The organism is Pseudoduganella sp. (assembly GCF_041914865.1).
Classification (GTDB): domain Bacteria; phylum Pseudomonadota; class Gammaproteobacteria; order Burkholderiales; family Burkholderiaceae_D; genus Rugamonas.
The window spans coordinates 1-17,619 of the sequence record NZ_JAYSCO010000058.1 but is presented as its reverse complement, the minus strand read 5'-3'; the positions used below and the strand labels follow the sequence as shown (position 1 = coordinate 17,619).

13 protein-coding genes are annotated in these 17,619 nt (G+C 65.0%); 2 read left to right on the top strand and 11 right to left on the bottom strand.

Annotated elements, in window-relative coordinates; all coding sequences use genetic code 11:
• Positions 1 to 17: 17 nt before the first annotated feature.
• Entirely contained in the window at positions 18 to 2,774 is a 2,757-nt protein-coding gene (tssH, locus tag ACE3TQ_RS21510) for a type VI secretion system ATPase TssH (protein WP_374584833.1), read from the top strand.
• Here tssH and tssA read toward each other — a convergent pair.
• The 7 genes from tssA to ACE3TQ_RS21475 are packed head-to-tail and all read right to left on the bottom strand — an operon-like array spanning position 2,771 to position 11,902.
• On the bottom strand, positions 2,771 to 3,814 hold the full coding sequence (gene tssA, locus ACE3TQ_RS21505; protein ID WP_374584831.1) for a type VI secretion system protein TssA: 1,044 nt from the start codon (positions 3,812 to 3,814) through the stop codon (positions 2,771 to 2,773). The two genes, tssH and tssA, sit on opposite strands and share 4 nt — an antisense overlap.
• A gap of 14 nt (positions 3,815 to 3,828) precedes the next feature.
• Entirely contained in the window at positions 3,829 to 4,578 is a 750-nt protein-coding gene (locus tag ACE3TQ_RS21500; RefSeq protein ID WP_374584829.1) for an OmpA family protein, read from the bottom strand.
• Position 4,579: 1 nt separating this feature from the next.
• Complete coding sequence (tagF, locus tag ACE3TQ_RS21495; protein ID WP_374584828.1) at positions 4,580 to 5,566, bottom strand: type VI secretion system-associated protein TagF; 987 nt, start codon at positions 5,564 to 5,566, stop codon at positions 4,580 to 4,582.
• The gene (gene tssM / locus ACE3TQ_RS21490; RefSeq protein ID WP_374584864.1) at positions 5,563 to 9,354 is read right to left on the bottom strand and encodes a type VI secretion system membrane subunit TssM; all 3,792 of its coding nucleotides are present in this window, start codon (positions 9,352 to 9,354) and stop codon (positions 5,563 to 5,565) included. Before tssM ends, tagF begins: the two co-directional genes overlap by 4 nt.
• A gap of 21 nt (positions 9,355 to 9,375) precedes the next feature.
• Complete coding sequence (locus tag ACE3TQ_RS21485; protein WP_374584826.1) at positions 9,376 to 10,782, bottom strand: hypothetical protein; 1,407 nt, start codon at positions 10,780 to 10,782, stop codon at positions 9,376 to 9,378.
• A 7-nt stretch (positions 10,783 to 10,789) separates the two neighbouring features.
• On the bottom strand, positions 10,790 to 11,053 hold the full coding sequence (locus tag ACE3TQ_RS21480; RefSeq protein ID WP_374584824.1) for a PAAR domain-containing protein: 264 nt from the start codon (positions 11,051 to 11,053) through the stop codon (positions 10,790 to 10,792).
• A gap of 9 nt (positions 11,054 to 11,062) precedes the next feature.
• Positions 11,063 to 11,902: a M15 family metallopeptidase gene (locus tag ACE3TQ_RS21475; RefSeq protein ID WP_374584822.1), complete on the bottom strand. Its 840-nt coding sequence runs from the start codon at positions 11,900 to 11,902 to the stop codon at positions 11,063 to 11,065.
• 219 nt (positions 11,903 to 12,121) lie between these two features.
• Here ACE3TQ_RS21475 and ACE3TQ_RS21470 point away from each other — a divergent pair, with 219 nt between their 5' ends.
• Complete coding sequence (locus ACE3TQ_RS21470) at positions 12,122 to 12,940, top strand: hypothetical protein (RefSeq protein WP_374584820.1); 819 nt, start codon at positions 12,122 to 12,124, stop codon at positions 12,938 to 12,940.
• An 88-nt stretch (positions 12,941 to 13,028) separates the two neighbouring features.
• Here the strand turns inward: ACE3TQ_RS21470 and ACE3TQ_RS21465 are convergent, their stop codons facing one another.
• From ACE3TQ_RS21465 to ACE3TQ_RS21450, 4 genes are all read right to left on the bottom strand, one after another.
• Positions 13,029 to 13,853 carry a PoNe immunity protein domain-containing protein gene (locus ACE3TQ_RS21465; protein ID WP_374584818.1) on the bottom strand — a complete coding sequence of 275 codons (825 nt, stop codon included), beginning with the start codon at positions 13,851 to 13,853 and terminating at the stop codon, positions 13,029 to 13,031.
• Positions 13,854 to 14,007: 154 nt separating this feature from the next.
• On the bottom strand, positions 14,008 to 15,021 hold the full coding sequence (locus ACE3TQ_RS21460; RefSeq protein ID WP_374584816.1) for a PoNe immunity protein domain-containing protein: 1,014 nt from the start codon (positions 15,019 to 15,021) through the stop codon (positions 14,008 to 14,010).
• A complete protein-coding gene (locus ACE3TQ_RS21455; RefSeq protein ID WP_374584814.1) occupies positions 15,018 to 16,580 on the bottom strand; it encodes a hypothetical protein in 1,563 nt (520 codons plus the stop codon). The genes ACE3TQ_RS21460 and ACE3TQ_RS21455 overlap by 4 nt, the downstream gene beginning before the upstream one ends.
• The coding region (locus tag ACE3TQ_RS21450; RefSeq protein ID WP_374584812.1) for a DUF2345 domain-containing protein at positions 16,577 to 17,619 on the bottom strand (1,043 nt) is incomplete at its 5' end. The genes ACE3TQ_RS21450 and ACE3TQ_RS21455, both read right to left, overlap by 4 nt.

Sequence of the window (17,619 nt, the reverse complement as noted above, 5' to 3'; positions counted from 1 at the left end):
TACAAGAGGACAGCTCGATGAGCATCAACCTGAAAACCCTGATCGGGAAACTGAACGACACCTGCCGCAACGCGGCCACCCGCGCCGCCGGCATCTGCGTCGGGCTGGGGCAGTACGAGGTGGACCAGGAACACCTGCTGCAGGCACTGCTGGAAAACCCGCGCAGCGACCTGGTGCTGCTGGCGCGCCATTTCGACGTCGATACCAGCCGCCTGCAGGCGGACCTGCAGGCGGAGATCAGCCGCTTCCGCAGCGGTAACACGCGCACGCCGGTGTTCTCGGCGCGCCTGCCCAAGCTGTTCGAGCATGCCTGGCTGATCGCCTCGCTCGACCTGCAGGCCGGCCAGCAGGTATTCATCCGCAGCGGCCACCTGCTGCAGGCCATGCTGACCGATGCCGAACTGTCGCAGCTGGCCTACCGCAGCTCGCCGCTGTTCCACCGCTTCCAGGCGGACGATATCAAGCACCACCTGGACAAGATCGCCGCCGGCTCGGAAGAGGCCGAGGCGGCGGCACGCACCGCGGCGGCGGGCGAGGGCGGCACGGATGGCCTGGGCGGCGACCCGGTCGGCGAGCTGCAGCAGCCCGCCGGCAAGACGCCGGCGCTGGACCAGTTCACCACCAACCTGACCGAGCGCGCGCGCGCCGGCAAGGTCGATCCGGTGATCGGGCGCGATGCCGAAATCCGCCAGGCGATTGATATCCTGATGCGGCGCCGCCAGAACAACCCGATCCTGACCGGCGAGGCCGGCGTCGGCAAGACCGCCGTGGTGGAGGGCCTGGCCCTGCGCATCGCCGAGGGCGACGTGCCGGATGTGCTGAAGGGCGTGGCGATCCACACGCTGGACATGGGCCTGCTGCAGGCCGGCGCCAGCGTCAAGGGCGAGTTCGAGAACCGCCTGAAAAACGTGATCGACGAAGTGCGCAAGAGCCCGACCCCGATCATCCTCTTCATCGACGAGGCGCACACCATGATCGGCGCCGGCGGCCAGGCGGGCCAGAACGATGCGGCCAACCTGCTCAAGCCGGCCCTGGCGCGCGGCGAACTGCGCACCATCGCCGCCACCACGTGGGGCGAGTACAAGAAGTATTTCGAGAAGGATGCCGCGCTGGCGCGCCGCTTCCAGGTGATCAAGGTGGAGGAGCCGAGCGAGGAGCTGGCCTGCGCCATGCTGCGCGGCATGGCGCCGCTGATGGAGAAGCATTTCGGCGTGCGCGTGTTCGACGAGGCGATCACCGAGGCGGTGCGCCTGTCGCACCGCTACATCATGGGACGCCAGCTGCCGGACAAGGCGATCAGCGTGCTCGATACCGCCTGCGCCAAGGTGGCGTTGGGACAGAGCGCATCGCCGGCCCTGATCGAAGGGCTGCAGCGCCGCCTGGAGCGCATCGCGGCGGAAGTGGCCGCGCTGGAGCGCGAACAGGCTGCGGGCGGCGCGCACGATGAGCGCTTGCAGGAGCTGGCCGGCGTGCGCGCCGCCGCGCAGGAAGAACTGGCGGCGCTGCAGGCGCGCTGGGAGCAGGAAAAGGCGCTGGCGGCGCAGATTGCCTCCGCCCGGACGGGCCTGGAGCGGGGCGTTGCGGCGCCGGCCGCGGGCGAGGGTGTCGAGGCGGGCGCCGTGGAGAGCGGCGCTGCGGGCGCCTGCGCGGACGGCGCGCTTGCGGATGCCGGCGGCGCGGCCAGCCAGGCACACGACATCCAGGCCTTGCTGAAAGAGCTGCGCGCGCTGCAGGGCGATACGCCGATGGTGCCGGTGCAGGTGGACGGCAACGTGGTGGCGGAAATCGTGGCCGGCTGGACCGGTATCCCGCTTGGCAAGATGGTGAAGGACGAGATCCAGGCCGTGCTGCGCCTGCGCCCCGCGCTGGAAGAGCGCGTGATCGGCCAGCCGCACGCCATCGAGGCGGTGGCCCAGCGCGTGCGCACCGCGCGTGCCAACCTGGACGACCCGAACAAGCCGAAAGGCGTGTTCCTGTTCGTCGGCCCGTCCGGCATCGGCAAGACCGAAACCGCGCTGGCCCTGGCCGACGCCTTGTATGGCGGCGAACGCAAGATGGTCACCATCAATATGAGCGAGTACCAGGAAGCGCACAGCGTCTCCGGCCTGAAAGGCTCGCCGCCGGGCTACGTGGGCTACGGCGAGGGCGGCGTGCTGACCGAAGCCGTGCGCCGCAACCCGTACAGCGTGGTGCTGCTGGACGAGGTGGAAAAGGCCCACCCGGACGTGCTGGAGCTGTTCTTCCAGGTCTTCGACAAAGGCGTGATGGACGACGCCGAAGGCCGCGAGATCGACTTCCGCAACACCATCATCATCCTCACCTCCAACGTCGGCTCGGCCACCATGATGCAGGCCTGCCTGAACAAGGAAGAAGGCGAGATGCCGACGCCGGAGGAGCTGGAAGCGGCCATCCGCCCGCAGCTGGTGAAAGCGTTCAAGCCGGCCTTCCTGGGCCGCCTGAAAGTGGTGCCGTACTACCCGCTGGGCGACGATGTGCTGGCCAGCATCATCAGCCTCAAGCTGGACCGCATCGGCCAGCGCGTCGCGGCCAACCACAAGGCCACCTTCCACTACGACGATACGCTGGTGGAAGCGGTGCTGGCACGCTGCACGGAAGTCGATTCCGGCGCGCGCAACGTGGACAATATCCTGAACGGGACTCTGCTGCCGGAGATCGCCGAGGCGGTGCTGGCGAAAATGGCGGAGGGAAGCGCGATCGGCCGCATCGAAGTAGCGGCCGACCAGCAGGGGAACTTCAAGTACAGCGTGGTTTAACTGTTCGGGGAGATGCCCAGCATCTCCTCGATATGCGCCAGCGAACCGGAATCCTTCACGACACTGCGCAGCCAGGTGTGCAGGTCCTGTTCGCCGGCATCGGCCGCCTTGTCGGCAAAGTAGGAGACCGGGCTGTGCGGCTCGGTGCGGCGGAAGAAGCTGGCGATCTCGCGCAGCTGCGCGATGGCCTGGGCGCGCGAAGTGACCGGGCCCTGCGCGTGGCCGCCCGCCGCCCCGGCCACCGGCTGGGCAATGATGATCTGCTCGCCCGCCGGCGCCGTGCCGAGCGGGGTGCTGACCGTGGCCGGCAAGCCCGCATGCGACGGCATGGCATCGATCATGGCCTGCACCGCGTCGCGCGCCGCCGCGAAGCCCGGGCTGTCGTTGCCCAGGCATTCGTCGGCCGCCTGTTCCAGCTCGCGTAAAGCATCCATGCAATAGCGCGCGTCGGTCGCGAACTGCTCGCGGAAGCGCGGCGAATTGCGCGCGCGCGCCGATTCCATATCGGCCAGCTTGGGCCAGTCCGGGTTGCGTGCGTGCTCGGGCAGGCTGGCCTGCTTGCGCGCCATATCGAAGTCGATCGCCGAAAACGCCGTGCCGTGGCCCTCGGTCAGCGGCATTTCGCGCAGCAGGGCAGGGGTGCGGCCCAGGATCCAGGCCAGGTTGCCGATGCGCTGCTCCATATCGTCGCCGTCCGGCTCCGGGTACAGGCCCTGGTTCCAGTACTGGCGGCACAGGCCCGCCAGCAGGCGGAAGGCCTCGCCCAGGCCCTGCATGCGGTACTGCTTGGCGGCCGCTTCCGCCAGCCACACGGCCACGCGCAAGTCCTTGCTCTTTTCCGCCAGCAGGGTGCTGCAGCGCGACACCACGAACGGCCAGTCGGCCTCTTTCAGGTCGGTCACCCACTCGCCCTGTTCCAGCGACGGGTCGTCGAAACGGCGCGCCTGGGCGATGGCGTCGAAGTCGCTGGAAAAGGACAGGTCGGCGCCGGCCGGTTGTGCCGGCGAGATGGGCGCCAGCAGGGTTTCTGCATTGAACATAGTGGTACTCCTTCTTATTGCGCCATGCGGAACTCGATGCGGCGGTTGCGCGCCCGTCCGTCGGCGGTATCGTTGCTGGCCACCGGGCGGTCCGGCCCCTGGCCGGAGGCGATCAGGGTGTCCTGCGGCACGCCCTTGCCGGACAGGTAGTTGCGCACCGCCTCGGCGCGCGCCTGCGACAGGTTCTGGTTGCTGGTGCGCAGGCCGACATTGTCGGTATGGCCGATGATCTCGACTTTCTGGCCCTTCATCTTCAGCATCGCGGCCGACATTTCGTCGAGGATCGACTTGCCGGACGGCGTCAGGACCGCCTGGCCGCTTTCGAACTCGATGATGCGGTTGGCTAGCGTGCGGTCCAGCACGCCCTGGTCGTTGGCGGTCACGCGCAGGCCGTTGTTCACGGTATAGGTGGGATTCAGGCTGCCGGCAAAGTCGCTGGCGATGCGCTGGCGCAGCGCCTCGTTGGCGACTTCGCCGCGCACGCTGACGGTGGTGCCGTCGATTTTCAGCTGGCCGCGGCTGACCTGTTTCAGGCCGGGCGTGATCAGCTTCTGCACATGGGTGCTCCAGTTGGCCGGCGTGGCCACCGGGCCGATGGTGATCTGGTCCAGCACCTTGTCGGCGCCGTAGACTTCGCGCAGGCGGGTCAGCACGGCGTTTTTGCTGGCCTCGTCGGCCACGGTGCCGCTGGCCACCACCTGGCCGGGGGTCTGCGCCTGGACTGCGCAGGCGGCGCACAGCAGGAGGAGGGGAAGGTAACGCATATCAGTTTCCGATAAAGGAAGTGCGCAGCGAGTCGCGCGCGGATTTCAGGGAAAGGCCGGGCTGGGCCAGGTAGGCCGATACTTTCTGTACCGCGTAGTCCTCATTGACCTGGTCTTCCACCCAGTCGACGTGGTCGAAGCCGATGTGGCGCTCTTCGCCCACGCGCGGGTCCATGATGCCCAGCAGCGTGTGCGGCGAGGCGCCGCTGAAGCCCAGCACCAGCACCGGCTTGTTGTCCAGGCGCGTGACGAACAGCGACAGCTCGAAGTCGGCGCGCGCCAGGAACGGCGTCACCACGTGCATCCAGAAGGCGGCCACCAGGTAGCGGTACATCGGATCGTTCGGCAGCGGCAGCACCAGGCTTTTCTCCAGGCGGCTGGAACTGCTGGCCATGACCGGCTGCAGCAGCATGCCCAGGGCCAGCAGCACTTGGCGCACGCTGCCGGTAAAGCCGGCCTGCGCCAGCATGGCGTCCAGCCCGCCCACGGTCTGCAGCTCGAGGAAGTCGGCGAAGGCCGCTTCATAGGCGCTGGCGCGCGTGTCCAGTTCCACCGTGTTGCCGTTCAGCGCTTGCAGCGGACCGGCGGCATCCGGCGCCGACAGCACGCCGCCGCTCAGGTTCTCCAGCCGGTTCCACAGGCGCGTCAGCACCAGCGGGCTGTTGGAGGCGAAGGCGGTCGGCTCGTCGATGTCGACGCTGCCCGCCATCAGGAACGGGAAGCGGCGGCTCGACTGGTCGCTGCTGGCGGCGATGTGGCCGGCAATGGCGCCGCGCCGGCGCGGGCCGAACAGGGCGAAGTGCAGCGGCTGCACCGCGTCGTAGGTCAGCTTCCAGCGCGCGTCGGTGCTCAGCATGTCCATCGAGCGCGCCAGCCAGTCGTCCAGCACCTGCAGCGTCTTCGGATCGCTGCCGCCCTTCACGAAGTCGGCGCGGCTGGGGATCTTGCCGAAGTAGCCGATGGCGGCTGCGGTAGCGGTGCGGCTCATTGCGCGCCTCCCGCGGCGGCGATGGCCGGTGCGCCGGCGGCGGGCGCCGGGGCGCCGCCCACCACGGTGTCGGGCAGGCGCAGCTTGCGGAAGCCCTGGCTGGCCTGTGCCGGCGCCGGCGCAGCAACCGGCGCGGCCGGCAGCAGGCGCAGGTTGGCCGCCACGGTCACGCCGCCATTGGTCCAGTTCAGCTCAAAGCTGCCGTCCGGGCGGCGCTTGCGCTGCGCGGCATCGATCATCTTCTTCAGGCCGAAGTGGCCCAGTTCTTCCAGCACCACCACTTTCTTGCCGTCCGGCGTGAAGGCGGTAATGCGCGAGCCGGGCACGCCCTGCGGGTTCGGCCATACCATCGGCACCCAAGGCTGCGGCTGGCCTTTCCAGCGCACCGACTGGCCGTCGATCTCAATGGTGTATTCGCTGACGCCGGTCACCGCCACGGTCTGCAGCTCGAAGCGCGTCTGCGCTTCCTCACCGCTGGCCTGGTTGGCCACGCCGTTGGCGCTGAGTGGCGCGATCCAGCCCGGGAAAGCGCTGGCCACGGCCGGCGACAGGTTGATGCCCATATTGGCCCAGGTCTTGGCGCTCAGCGAATCGCCGCGGCGCACCACCAGCGGGCCGATGGTGGTGTTGAAGAACTTGGCCACGGCGCCGTCCGGGCCGAACACCACGCCGATTTCGGCATTGCTTGCCTCCACCCGCGAATCGGTGGCGAACGGGTACTTGGGCTGCAGGTCCTTGCGGAACGGCTCCAGCACCTGGGCCGCCCACACCTTGTTGATCTCAGCTTCGGTCGGCTGCACGATCACGGCGAAGGTCTGCATCAGCGGGCGCACCAGCAGCGGGCGGATGGCCTGCTTCTGCGGTTCGGCCATGCCGACCAGCATCTGCTCGTCCACATAGCGCAGCGCGTCGGCCAGCTCGGAACCGCTGCCGTCCAGCGTCTGCTGCATCAGCTGCTTGGCGCCCGGACCGGGGTCGCCCTGGTTCTTGATCTGGTTGAAGCGCGCGCGCAGCTTGGCCAGGCTGTCCATATAGCCGCGCATCAGCGAGGCGTCGTTGTTCTTGGCCACCACCAGCTGCGCCACGCCGGCGAACTCGCGGCCCACGGGACCGAGCGGCAGCGGGGCGCCCGGCTGTGCGTTGGCCGGCAGGTTGATGTTCACCTGAGACGGCTTCTGGCGCAGGATGGTTTCGCGGAACCAGTCGCCCACGCTGCGCTGCGCGCGCTGCAGGCCGGCGTCCAGCAGGGACGGGTTGTCCCACGACGTTTCCTGGTAGACGGTGTTGACCAGCTTGGAGATCGGCGAAGCCTGCGGGTCGCCCAGGCGGTTCATGGCGGCAGCCGCCGCTTCAAAGCCGCCCAGGTCCTTGATTGCCACGCCCTGCAGGAACTTCTGCCATTCCTTGGCGTAGTCGTTCTTGTAGGCGTCCACCAGCGCTTTCTGGATCTGTTCCGGGCTGCCTTCCAGCGTCAGGTCGTCGCGGCTGGCGGTTTTCAGCACCCAGTCGGCGCTTTGCAGCTCGCGGTTGGCCGCTTCCTTGAAGGCGTCGCGCACATAGCCTTCCCAGGCGGCGCGGGTGTAGGTGCCGGAAATGGAGTAGCTGCCCAGCACCAGTTCGCGGTCCTGCTCGCCGACGATGCGCGCCACCGTCATGGCCGGGTAGCGGGTCGAAGCGCGCGCCTTGATGTCGGCATATACGCGCTCGCGCGCCGGCATGCCGCGCACCACGCCGCGCAGGGTGTTGCGCGACTGGTCCACCAGTGCCAGGCGGTTCTCCACCTGCGGCCAGGACGGGTCGTTGATCTCGGCCAGGTAGAAGCTGATCAGGCGCTCGGCGCTGCGGATCATCTGCTCGCGCGGCATGCTGCCGCGGTTCGACTCCAGCCACACGCGCCAGAAGCGGGTCAGCTGGTCGTTCAGGTGGCTCGACTCGGCGCGCGACTTATCGCCCAGCATCAGGTAGGTCTTCAGCGCGTTGTAGGCGTCCTCCACGTTCTCCGGCGAGGCGTCCTTGAACTGCTGCGCCACGGCGGCGCTGGCCGGGGCCGGGCTGGCGCCGCCGCCGGCGGCAGCGGCAGGGGCGGCCGCCGGACGCGCCAGCGGCTGCAGGCGGTCGGCATTGGCGTTCACTTCGCCGAGGAAGGTTTCCAGCGACTGGCTGACCGGTTTCAGCATCACTTCGCGCACGCCGGCAAAGTACTCTTCGCGCAGCTTGCGCTCCAGCAGTTCGCCCTGGTACAGGCCCAGGCTGACCGACAGCGGGCGGTCGTCGCGGAAGCGCGCCAGCTGCTCGATGCGGTCCTGCAGGATCTCCAGCGCCTCCAGGCGTGCCGCCAGTTCCGGGCGCTGCTTCTGCAGCTTGACGGCTTTATCCAGGTCGGCCTGCACATTGGCCACCAGCTGGCGGTTGCCCATGTAGGACCAGCTCCAGCCGCCCAGCAGCAGGCCGCTCAGCGCCACCGCGCCGAAGAAGGCGGCGTAGCGCATGCGGATCTTGGCCGGGCTGGCGTACTGCGCCACCAGCTGCTTGTCGGCGAAGATCACGTTGCGGAACAGCTTGAGCAGGAAGTAGCCGTGCTGCTGCTCCGATTCGTGCTGCTCCTGCTGCTGCAGGTTCAGGTCGAAGCGCTGCGCCACGCGGTGCGAGGTGGCGGAAACGCCGCTGCCTTCCTGCAGCGCGCTGGTGAAGTAGAAGCCGCGGAACACGGGCTTGAACTGGAACGGGTTTTCCTCGAACAGGGTGGCGACGAAGGTGCGCAGCGGCGCCTTGATCGAGTTGAATTCGAGCGGGAAGGTGAACACGCCGGATGGCAGGCGCTCGCGCCATTGCAGGGCCATATTGGCCATGCTCATTTCCTTCAAGCCTTCGTACAGCTCGTCGAAGCGTTCGTCGAACTGCTGCAGCAGGGCTTCGTTCGAGTTGTTCTTGCGGTAGGGCAGGGTGGCGCCCCACACGCGGTCGCGCTCACCGATCTCGCAATCGTGGAAGAAGTCGGTGAAGCCGTTGATCAGGTCCGCCTTGGTGAAGACGATGTACACCGGCGCATGCACTTCCAGTTTCTCGGTCAGTTCCTGCACGCGCTGGCGCAGGTTCTTGGCCAGCTCGATGGCGAATTCGGGACGCTTGCCCGCCAGTTCGGCAATGCTGACGGCGATGATGATGCCGTTGATCGGCGCCTTCTTGCGGTACTTTTTCAGCAAACCCAGGAAGCTGAACCACTCGGCGCGGTCCTCGTCGTTGACGGAATAGCGGCCTGCCGTGTCGAGCAGGATGCCATCGGTGGTGAAGAACCAGTCGCAGTTGCGGGTGCCGCCAACGCCCTGCACGATCCGGCTGCCCGCCAGCGGAAATTGCAGGCCGGAGTTGGCGATCGCCGTGCTTTTGCCGGCGGCCGGGTTACCGATGATCATGTACCAGGGCAGCTCGTACAAGGCTGCGTTGCCGGAGCGTAGGCCCAGCTTGGAGGTCTTGATGGTCTGGATCGCCTCCAGCATGCGCTTGCGCAGCGCTTCGGTCTCGTGGCGCGGTGCGGCATTGGCGGCGGGCGCCGCCGCAGCCTGCTGCTCCAGCATGCCGCCCAGCTGGCTGGCGGCCTTGCGCGCGCGGTAGCGGCGCCAGGACCAGATCGCCGCACCGAGCAGCAGGGCGGCCGCCAGCACGCCGAAGGCCAGGCTGTAGGGAAGCTCCAGAAGCACCGCCGCCAACAGCAGGAAGGCCGCGAAGGCGATCCAGCCGTAGATCAGGAAGGCGGTGCGCGAAGTCAGGATGTCCCGGATTCTTTGCATCATTTTTCTACTCTTGCAAGGTTAGCTAAGGGTTGGTGCGCTGCTGGCCGGGGCCGCGGCGGGAGCCGGGAGCGGGCCGACCAGCAGTGCGAAAGGTTGGCGCGGGTTGCCGTTGGCCAGGCACAGCGCGTGGCCTTCGTTGTCGGACGCCTGCTGGAGCGCCAGCGCCAGTGCCGCCAGGGCGCCTGCCGCACCGGTATGGCCGCAGGCGGCGCCCACGCAGGCCAGGGCGGTATTGGTATCCAGTCCGGGCGCGCGCGCTTCCACGCATTGCATCAGGTCCGCCACGGCGGCCACGCGATGGTCGGTGTCGGCAGAGATGTAATCGATCGCCAGCGGGGCGCCAGGGGCGGCCGGCGCGGCTTGCGCCAGCACGGCTTGCGCCTGTTCCATGGCCTGTTGCGCCAGTTGCGCCAGCGGCGGCGCCGGCTGGTCCGGCGCACCGTGCGCCAGTGCCAGCAAGCGCAAGGCTTCGCGCGCCGGCGCCGGCTGCAGCAGCACGCCCGCCGCGCCTTCGGCCGGCATGCGCCCGTTTGGATTGCGCTGGCCATACAGCTTGCCATTGATAGCCAGCTGCTCGACCGCGTCGGCATCGATCGCCGAATCGCAGGCCAGCAGCATGCTGAAAGCCGGAGCGCTCGCGCTGACCGCCTGTGCCGCCAGGTCGCGCAGGGCGCCGGGCACCGAGGCTGGCGCGCCGGGCTGCAGGTGGCGCACGGTGAGCCGCTCGCGCGGCCAACCCGCTTCGGCGGCGCAATGCGCCAGCCAGCCGGTCGCCACTTCCTGCAGCGCTGCCGGCCAGTCTTCCGGCAGCAGCGGCAGCAACTGCAGGACGCCGTCGTCGCCGCTGGCTGCGGCATCTATCGCCAGCTGGCCCGCCACCTCGCCGCCCAGCGCCAGTGCGCGCAGCTGGTGCGGTTTTACGCGCGTGGCAGGCTGGCCGGACAGCCATTCCTGCAGCGGTTCCAGATCGATCTCCGCCACACGGCCCGCCATGATCGGGAAGCCCTGCATATCGGTCAGCTCAGGATCCAGGTCGAGCCGAGCCTCGCCCTCCGCGATAGCCGACGCCAGTTCCGCCGGCGCGTCGCCATGTGGCATGCGCAGCGCGGCGCCGGTCACGCCCAGCGGCAGCCACGGCGCGTTGGCCGCAGCGCCAGGCGCAGCGTCGTGCGAAGCAGCGCCATCCTGCGCCTCCTGCGCCGGCGCCGCGCTGGACGCTTGCGTCGCATCGGAGCTGCGCGCTGCGTAAGCCTTGTTGCCCAGCCATACCATGCTGAGAACGAGCAGCGGCATGGCCAACATGGCCAACGCCAGGTCGCCCGTCTCCGGCATGCGCGTGGTGCTGCGCCAATACCAGATGGCGCCGATCCAGCATACGCCGAACACGGAGAGCACCAGCAAGCTGCGTTTCAACCAGTTCTGCATGTGCGCCTCACACCGCGTCCATGGTGTTCTGCTGGCTCGCGATCAGCGTCGCGCCGCAGGCAGTCTTGTCGCCATGGCGCGCCACGGCCTTGCCGTCCACGACCAGCGCCTGGTCGCCGCTGGCAATAGTGTTGTTGCCGCACTTGGGGCAGGACACCTTGTCCCCCATGCGCGCGATCGGCTTGCCGCCGCTGTCGCTCTGCTGCGAGGCTTCCAGCACGGTGCCCCCATGCGAGGTCTTGTCGCCCAAACGGATGAATGCTCCTGGCATCGTGTACTCCTATTTCCTTCTTACGCCTTCCACACGCAGCTCCGTGTGGCCAAAATCCATCATCTTCCAACGCCCGCCCCAGGTCAGGCCCAGGCTCTCGGCCACCTCGCCGAACAGCTGGTAGCCGCGCATGGCCCACGGGTCGCGCTCCGAAATCACCAGCTTGCCGTCGCGCAGGAACGCGCAGTCGGCGGCCAGGCCATACTGGTGCCAGCTCTGGAACGCAGCAGCATTGGTGACATTGCTGCCTTGCGCCGCCAATGCGTTCTGGCGCTCAGGGCTGCGGTAGCCTTCGAGCAGCGCCATGTCATAACCGTGCTGCTCCTTCATGATGCGGAAAGCCTGCAGCAGTTTTTGTGCATAAGCCTTCTCCAGCAGCGCCCAGTCGCGGCTTGCCGTCACCAGCCCAGGGCGCACCACTTCCACCTCCGGCGTGGTGAACAGCATCGGCGGCAGGGGCGGTGGCGGGACCAGTTGTTCGCCTTCCAGCAGCGAGGCCACCTGCTGGTTCGTCTCGCGCACCGGCGCATCGAAGCCGCCCACCATGGTGCGGCTGCTCGACATCCACGCCACCAGCGCCGGCAGCAGCATGATCAGCAGCGCCGCCAGCGCGCTCCACCAGTGCTCGCGCAGGAAGCTGCCGCCGCTGCGCACGGCCGCTGCCGACTCGCTGCCCAGAGCCGCCGCCTGGCCGCTGCCGCGCCGCGCCAGCTCCTGTACGCGACGCTGCAGGCGGCCGCCCGCCAGCTCCAGGCGACGCGCGACATAGGCCCGCCCCGCAGGGAACAGCACCATCCAGCTCAGCGCGCAAGCCAGCAGGAAATACAGCAATACGGCAAGGAAAAACACATTGACCCCGATAAATGCAATTACACTTTTGATAACTATCTGGGCGCGTGTCGGCCTGGCAAATAATTATCGCGGGAAAGTATATCTTGAAGTTCTGATAAGGCGCGTTCGCTTGGATTTCAATCGTGCGCCCCTCCACTAAAGGCTGTCTGTTGAAGAGTGCGCCACCTTTTCCTGAGATAAAGTAAATTATTGCTAATCTTTACGGGGAGCAATCCATTGTCACAAAGTAACGAAACCAAGAAGCCGGCAGCTCGCCCCAGCCTGCTCTCGGCAGAGCAACAAGTAGCGCTTGAACAACATCAGGTGGCGCCGCTGGCCGCCCCGGCGGCAAGTGCCCCGGCCCCCGCCGCCGCGCGCCGCAAGCCGCTATGGCTGGCCGGCGGCGTGGCCGTTTTCGCCGCCGTCACGGCGCTGGCGGTGAGCCAGTTCGGCGGCGAGGCGGAACCCGCGCCACCGCTGGCGGCAGCGCCGGCACCTGCGGCCGCACCACCGGCTGCGGCCGCGCCGGTTGCCGCACCCGCAGCTGCAGCCGGAGCGCCAGCCGCCGAACCGGGAGCCGCGACGCCCGCGGTCCTCGCCGCCGCCCTCGACGCGCCACCGGCACCGGCTGCGCCAGTGCAGACCGCCACCATCGTCGACGAGGCGCCACCGCCCGCAACCGGCAAACCAAACGAATCGCTGGCGCAGATGCTGGAGAGCGGCGCAACGCCGGCCGCCAAGCCGACGGCAAGCAAGCCAGCCAAGAAGCCCGTGGCGAGCAAGGCTGCCAAGCCCGCGTCCAAAGCACAATCCAGCAGTTCGGCCGAGCCGGACAACGACGTCGAACTCCTGGCCGCATTGGTGGCGCACGCCAAGTACGAGAAAACATCGAGCAACGCCCGGATCTCCCTGCCCAGGGCGCTCGAGCAATGCAAGAAGCAAGGCAAGCAGGAAGCGGCCCGCTGCCGCATCCGCGTTTGTGAAGGACGTTGGAAGAAGGAGGAATGCCGCGTCTACAGTCGCAGCAAGCTAGAGAAGTCGGCATCCGGCGCTTGAGTAACCGGCCGCACCGATTGTCCGCCGGTTGATCCGGGCAGGGGGGATGTCAAACTGCCAGAGGCCTGGCCACCAGGAACGCGCAGGCTCACAAGACCTCCTTCCAGCTCGCCTGGTTGCGGGGCAGGCTGCGCGCATAATCCACCATGTCCTTTGGATAGACCATCTCGTCGCGGTATCCGGCGTCGTCAAGGTCGTACAGGTAGGTGAACGCACCTGAACAAATGGCCCAGTAGCCCATGTAAGGCGAGAAATCAGGCTCGATCTGCTCGTGCTTGCCCCAGAAATGCGCCACGCCTTTCATCGACTTGTACCAGCCCTTGACGTACTTCTCCATGCCTTTTGCTTGCTCATGCGGCGTAGTGCAGTTGAGCGCCGTTAGCAATGGCGTGTAGGCCTTCCAGTACCAGTTCTCCACCTTAGGCCGCTCTGGCAGGAAGAACGCAAGCAAGCCTTCGATCAAGACATCCGCCTTGTCGTAGTCCGTGCCCTCGATCAGCGCATGGATGCGTGGAATCAGGTCCTCGCGGTGCAGCAGTACTGCGGTAGCAAGAATGTTCACGTAATCGACATAGTTGTCGATCATGTCGTCGAACACGAAAGGCGGGTAGTACAGCTCATCCGGCACCTTTTCGAGTTCGTCGACCACGCGTTCATAAGCTTCCACCACTGTGGTCAGGTATGACGCGAGTTCAGGAAGGCTTTCGCCAGCGGTGTATCGAAGCCGCAGGGTATCCCAGCATTGCAGCGCGAAGGCTTTCAGGATTGCGACATTATCGCGTGGATCGCCGGTTGGTTCGGCCAGCTTTTGCGCAACTAACCGGGTGTCCTCGTCAAACCATCTCAGCGTGGCCAGGTAGCTTTGTTGGTCAATAAGCGGTTGGCGTCGTGCTTTCTCGAATACTCGATTCATCTCGGTCATAGCGGGAAATAGTGGCGACGTTTCAGCATAAGCTATCTGCTTGGTTCGGCTGCCACATCGTCAAGCACTTGCGGATCGGCACGACGTCGAGCGATCACCACATGCCAGTTTTCGGGCATGGGTCCCCGGCATTCTGAAACCGGCTTTAGAGCATGGGCTGAGGATCCTGGCTTCCCTCGTTTTTTTCCAATTGCCAGATTGTTAGTCCATAAGCTGAATCGAAGACAGGCAGAATTTCATCCTTCTTGAAATGGCGGCCGCTATCTGGCTTCGCTGGGCTGAACCAATGGCCCGCCGTTGGGCATGGCTGGCCGCCAAGCACTCGAAGGATGGTGCTGCCATCTTCCAGCTCAACGCTGTTACGTGGCTGGCTGCGAGCATATTCAACCATGTCCTTGGGATAAACCATTTCATCCCGGTACCTGGAGTCATCGATGTCAAGCAGATACGTAAATGCGCCCGCGCACATCGCCCAGTAGCCAAAGTATGGCGAGAAGTCCGGTTCAATCTGTTCATGCTTGCCCCAGAAATGCGCCACGCCTTTCATGGACTTGTACCAGTTCTTCACAAACTTCTCCATGCCTTTTGCGCGTTCGGCTGGATCTTGCTGAGTGATCGCGTTGAAGAGTGGTGTGTAGGGCTTCCAAAAGTGGAAGTCCATTTTAGGCCGGTTCGGCAGGTAGAAGCTGAGAAGCGTTTCGATCACAGCATCGGACTCGTCGTAGTCAGTCTCTGCGATTAGTTCGTAGATGCGCGGGATGAGATCCTCGCGGTGAAGCAAAACCGCAGCGGATAGCAGGTTTAAATAATCGACATAGGTGTCGATCATGTCATTGAGGACAAAGGGCGGATAGTAATGTGCATCCGGGACGTCATTCAGTGCCACTGCAACGTCTTCGAAGGCTTCCACGACTTGCGTCAGGTAGGGAGCGAGCGACGCTAGGTCGTCCCCGCCTGTAAGCCGCAACTGAAAAGCGTTCCAGTAGCGGTATGCGCATGCCGTTAAGCCGGCGACGGTGTCACGTGGATCGTCTGTGGGCTCGGCCAGCTTTTCGCGCAATTCTTCTAAATCTTCATTAAACCATTCAAGCATACTTAAATAGCTCTGTTCGCCAATGAGGGGTTGGCGGCGCAATCGATTGAAGTCAATTTCAGTCATTTTTTTGGCTTCCTGGGCTTTGTGCTTCTCTTCGGCTTTCCGCCTTTTATATACCGTGCTTCTGCAGCGTCGATGTCTTGAGCCGTGAACGCACGCTGAATGTTATGCTCAGCGTGCTGTTCTGCGTATCGCTGCGCTGCACGTGGATTATCGACCAAACCCTCACTAAGTATCTTCGTCATTACTTCAGTGTGCTCGGCCGCTTGAATTGGCGTCACAAGAAACACGTGGCGGGAGTAGTTTCGGTACATCTTTGTTTCTAGACGGAAGAAATCTTTGCGGATCCGATCATCCACCCATTTCTTGCTCATCTGCAATACCATTGTGGATTGTGCTTTTTTTCTTCCCTTGGCAGGTGGCGGAGTTTGCACAGCATCGCTCGCCGATAAGCTCTTCGCTTCTCCCAGCATGCTCAGCAAGTCCGCTGCAGGATTCATATTTGCCTTGGCCTCGACGATTGCGTATTGTTGGGACTTCGCACGATTGGTGAACCACACGGAGTCGATACCAGCTTGAAGCACATGCTTGCTTGGGGTGCACAAATAGAGCGGAGTTTGATTGTCGTTGATCTTCCTAAAGTCATTTTGCCAGCCCGCTTTGCGACCAGATCCTACATCAATCGTATCGTGTACGTTCCAATCGAGACCCCAATTCATCTTCTCGATCACATAGTGATCGACGATATGCTCCGCCATTAGGCCCTTGGCGGCAAAGTTCAGCGCTTTATAGCCTTCGTATGCCAAGCGCTGAGTGACCGTGACAGCCTTGGACGCGCTGACTTTACCTTGGGTGCGCGGTCTTTCGGCAACCACTTCGTGCCGGCGGTCCCGCGCGGCCCTTGGGGTGACCGCGTTGTTGCGTGTGGGGCCACCGTGGGCGCCGCGCGGAGTCGTCGCCGCATTTTGTGCCAATGCCAGCGCGACCGCTGCGGCGTGCTCGCCCAGCAGCTCCTCGAGGAACTTCTTGATTTCGGCTGCGGCCTCCCTGATTGGGGCAGCGAGCTTGCCACGCAAGGATTTGATGGAAGGGATAACGTCGCGTGCCAGTTGTTCCAGATGGTCCGGACACCACCAATGGCCGGCGGCGATATATTCCAGCATCTGGATACTGCTTTCCAGTGCGAAGTTGGCCTTGACGATGGCTGCCTGCGTGTTGCCCGCCCAATCCAATGCGCGCACCCATTTCACGGCGCCGCCTTTCTTCACGCCGAGCATACGTTCGACCATGGCGACGCCGCCGTTAAAGGCGCCTTTCAGTGCCTTGCGTTCCTTGTACAGCGGCTTGAAGACGGTCTTGAAAGCGCTGCCCACTTCGGGAATGACCCCGAAGGCTGCGAAGCCGAGCGTGATCTTCTGGTCCAGCGTGGCCTTGGCCATGCCGCCGTGCTTGTTGATGTTGTAAAGGCAGCCGCTGATGTCCCGCACGTCCATGACCTGGTCGACAACGGGAATCAGCGAGATCAAGCCGCCAATTATTTGCGCCGAAACCATTTGTTCTTCGTTGAAATCGCCCAGAATCAGGTCTTCAAGGAACTGGACGCAGTCGTCAATAATGCTCACGCTTGCTTCCTTTCATGTTCGAGGCGCGCTTGTTCAATAGCCAGCCTGCCTTGTTCGCGTACTTTCGGATCCTTGTGTTGACCGGGTTCGAGCGGCGGCGGCTCCCAGTCGCGCGGGTCTTCGCCAAACTCCACGGTGTATTCGCCGTAAGGAACGCTCAGCAGGCGCGCCTGGCCTTTGTCATCGAGCGTGCCTTCGCGCACTGTGCCGTCGGCAAAGCGTACTTTATAGGGGGCGCCCGGGACTGCATCCAGGTCGTCGTAGAGGAACATCAGATCGATGTCGTTCTTCGCCTGGTCCGGTTTAGGCAGCGCAGGCAGGCTTGCTTCTCCGCTGGCCGCGCCAGAGAGTTCCTTCTTGCTGGCTTTGAAATCGATTTTTCCAGGAGCGTTCAGGGTGATATTGCCGCCTTCGATCCTGATCGCAGCCCCCTGGGTTGTCAGCAGGACGTGCTGCTTCGCCGCGACATTCACTTCCGCGTTGATGCTGGCGACCGTCAGCAACTTATCCGCCGTGAGCAAAGTTGAGGCTTCCTGGCTTTGGGAGCTGAACTTGCCGCTTGCCGCGTGCAGGTGTAAGCCGGTTTCCTTGGCAGGTTTGGCGGGATCGCTGGCCTTGCCGTAGCTGAACAGGCTGATGCCTCCCTGCGCGGCGTGGTGCAGATTGCCCTGTGTGGCGAAGTTGATCGCGTGACCGGCCGCAATGCTGCTGCTCACGTCCGAAGCGAGTATTGCATTGGCGGGCGTCGCCGCTACGATGCCTGCGGGGCTGTCCAATTGAAGCAGCGGCGAGTTGTAGGCTTTGACACCCTCGCCATTGTCTGCCTCAAGAATCCCTACGGTGCGCTCCATTCCGGAAATGGCCGGCAGCTTGTCCGTTTCGGCTTCCTTGGGCAGGTCGGCCTTGTGTGTCTTGGCTTGCTGGGCGAGCGAAGTCTGGGTTTGCTTGCTGGCGGTAACCTGTCTGCTGGCAGGCCGTGAATCCAGCACCTGGCCGGAGGCGCCGCGCGCGGACTGGCTGGTCAGCAGCATGCCTTGCC

What these genes read in the sequence shown, in the direction of transcription:
- tagF (WP_374584828.1), bottom strand. Translation starts at nt 5,566, where the DNA reads ATGAGCCGCACCGCTACCGCAGCCGCCATCGGCTACTTCGGCAAGATC.
- tssA (WP_374584831.1), bottom strand. Translation starts at nt 3,814, where the DNA reads ATGTTCAATGCAGAAACCCTGCTGGCGCCCATCTCGCCGGCACAACCG.
- tssM (WP_374584864.1), bottom strand. Translation starts at nt 9,354, where the DNA reads ATGCAAAGAATCCGGGACATCCTGACTTCGCGCACCGCCTTCCTGATC.
- ACE3TQ_RS21500 (WP_374584829.1), bottom strand. Translation starts at nt 4,578, where the DNA reads ATGCGTTACCTTCCCCTCCTCCTGCTGTGCGCCGCCTGCGCAGTCCAG.
- tssH (WP_374584833.1), top strand. Translation starts at nt 18, where the DNA reads ATGAGCATCAACCTGAAAACCCTGATCGGGAAACTGAACGACACCTGC.
- ACE3TQ_RS21460 (WP_374584816.1), bottom strand. Translation starts at nt 15,021, where the DNA reads ATGACTGAAATTGACTTCAATCGATTGCGCCGCCAACCCCTCATTGGC.
- ACE3TQ_RS21465 (WP_374584818.1), bottom strand. Translation starts at nt 13,853, where the DNA reads ATGAATCGAGTATTCGAGAAAGCACGACGCCAACCGCTTATTGACCAA.
- ACE3TQ_RS21485 (WP_374584826.1), bottom strand. Translation starts at nt 10,782, where the DNA reads ATGCAGAACTGGTTGAAACGCAGCTTGCTGGTGCTCTCCGTGTTCGGC.
- ACE3TQ_RS21480 (WP_374584824.1), bottom strand. Translation starts at nt 11,053, where the DNA reads ATGCCAGGAGCATTCATCCGTTTGGGCGACAAGACCTCGCATGGGGGC.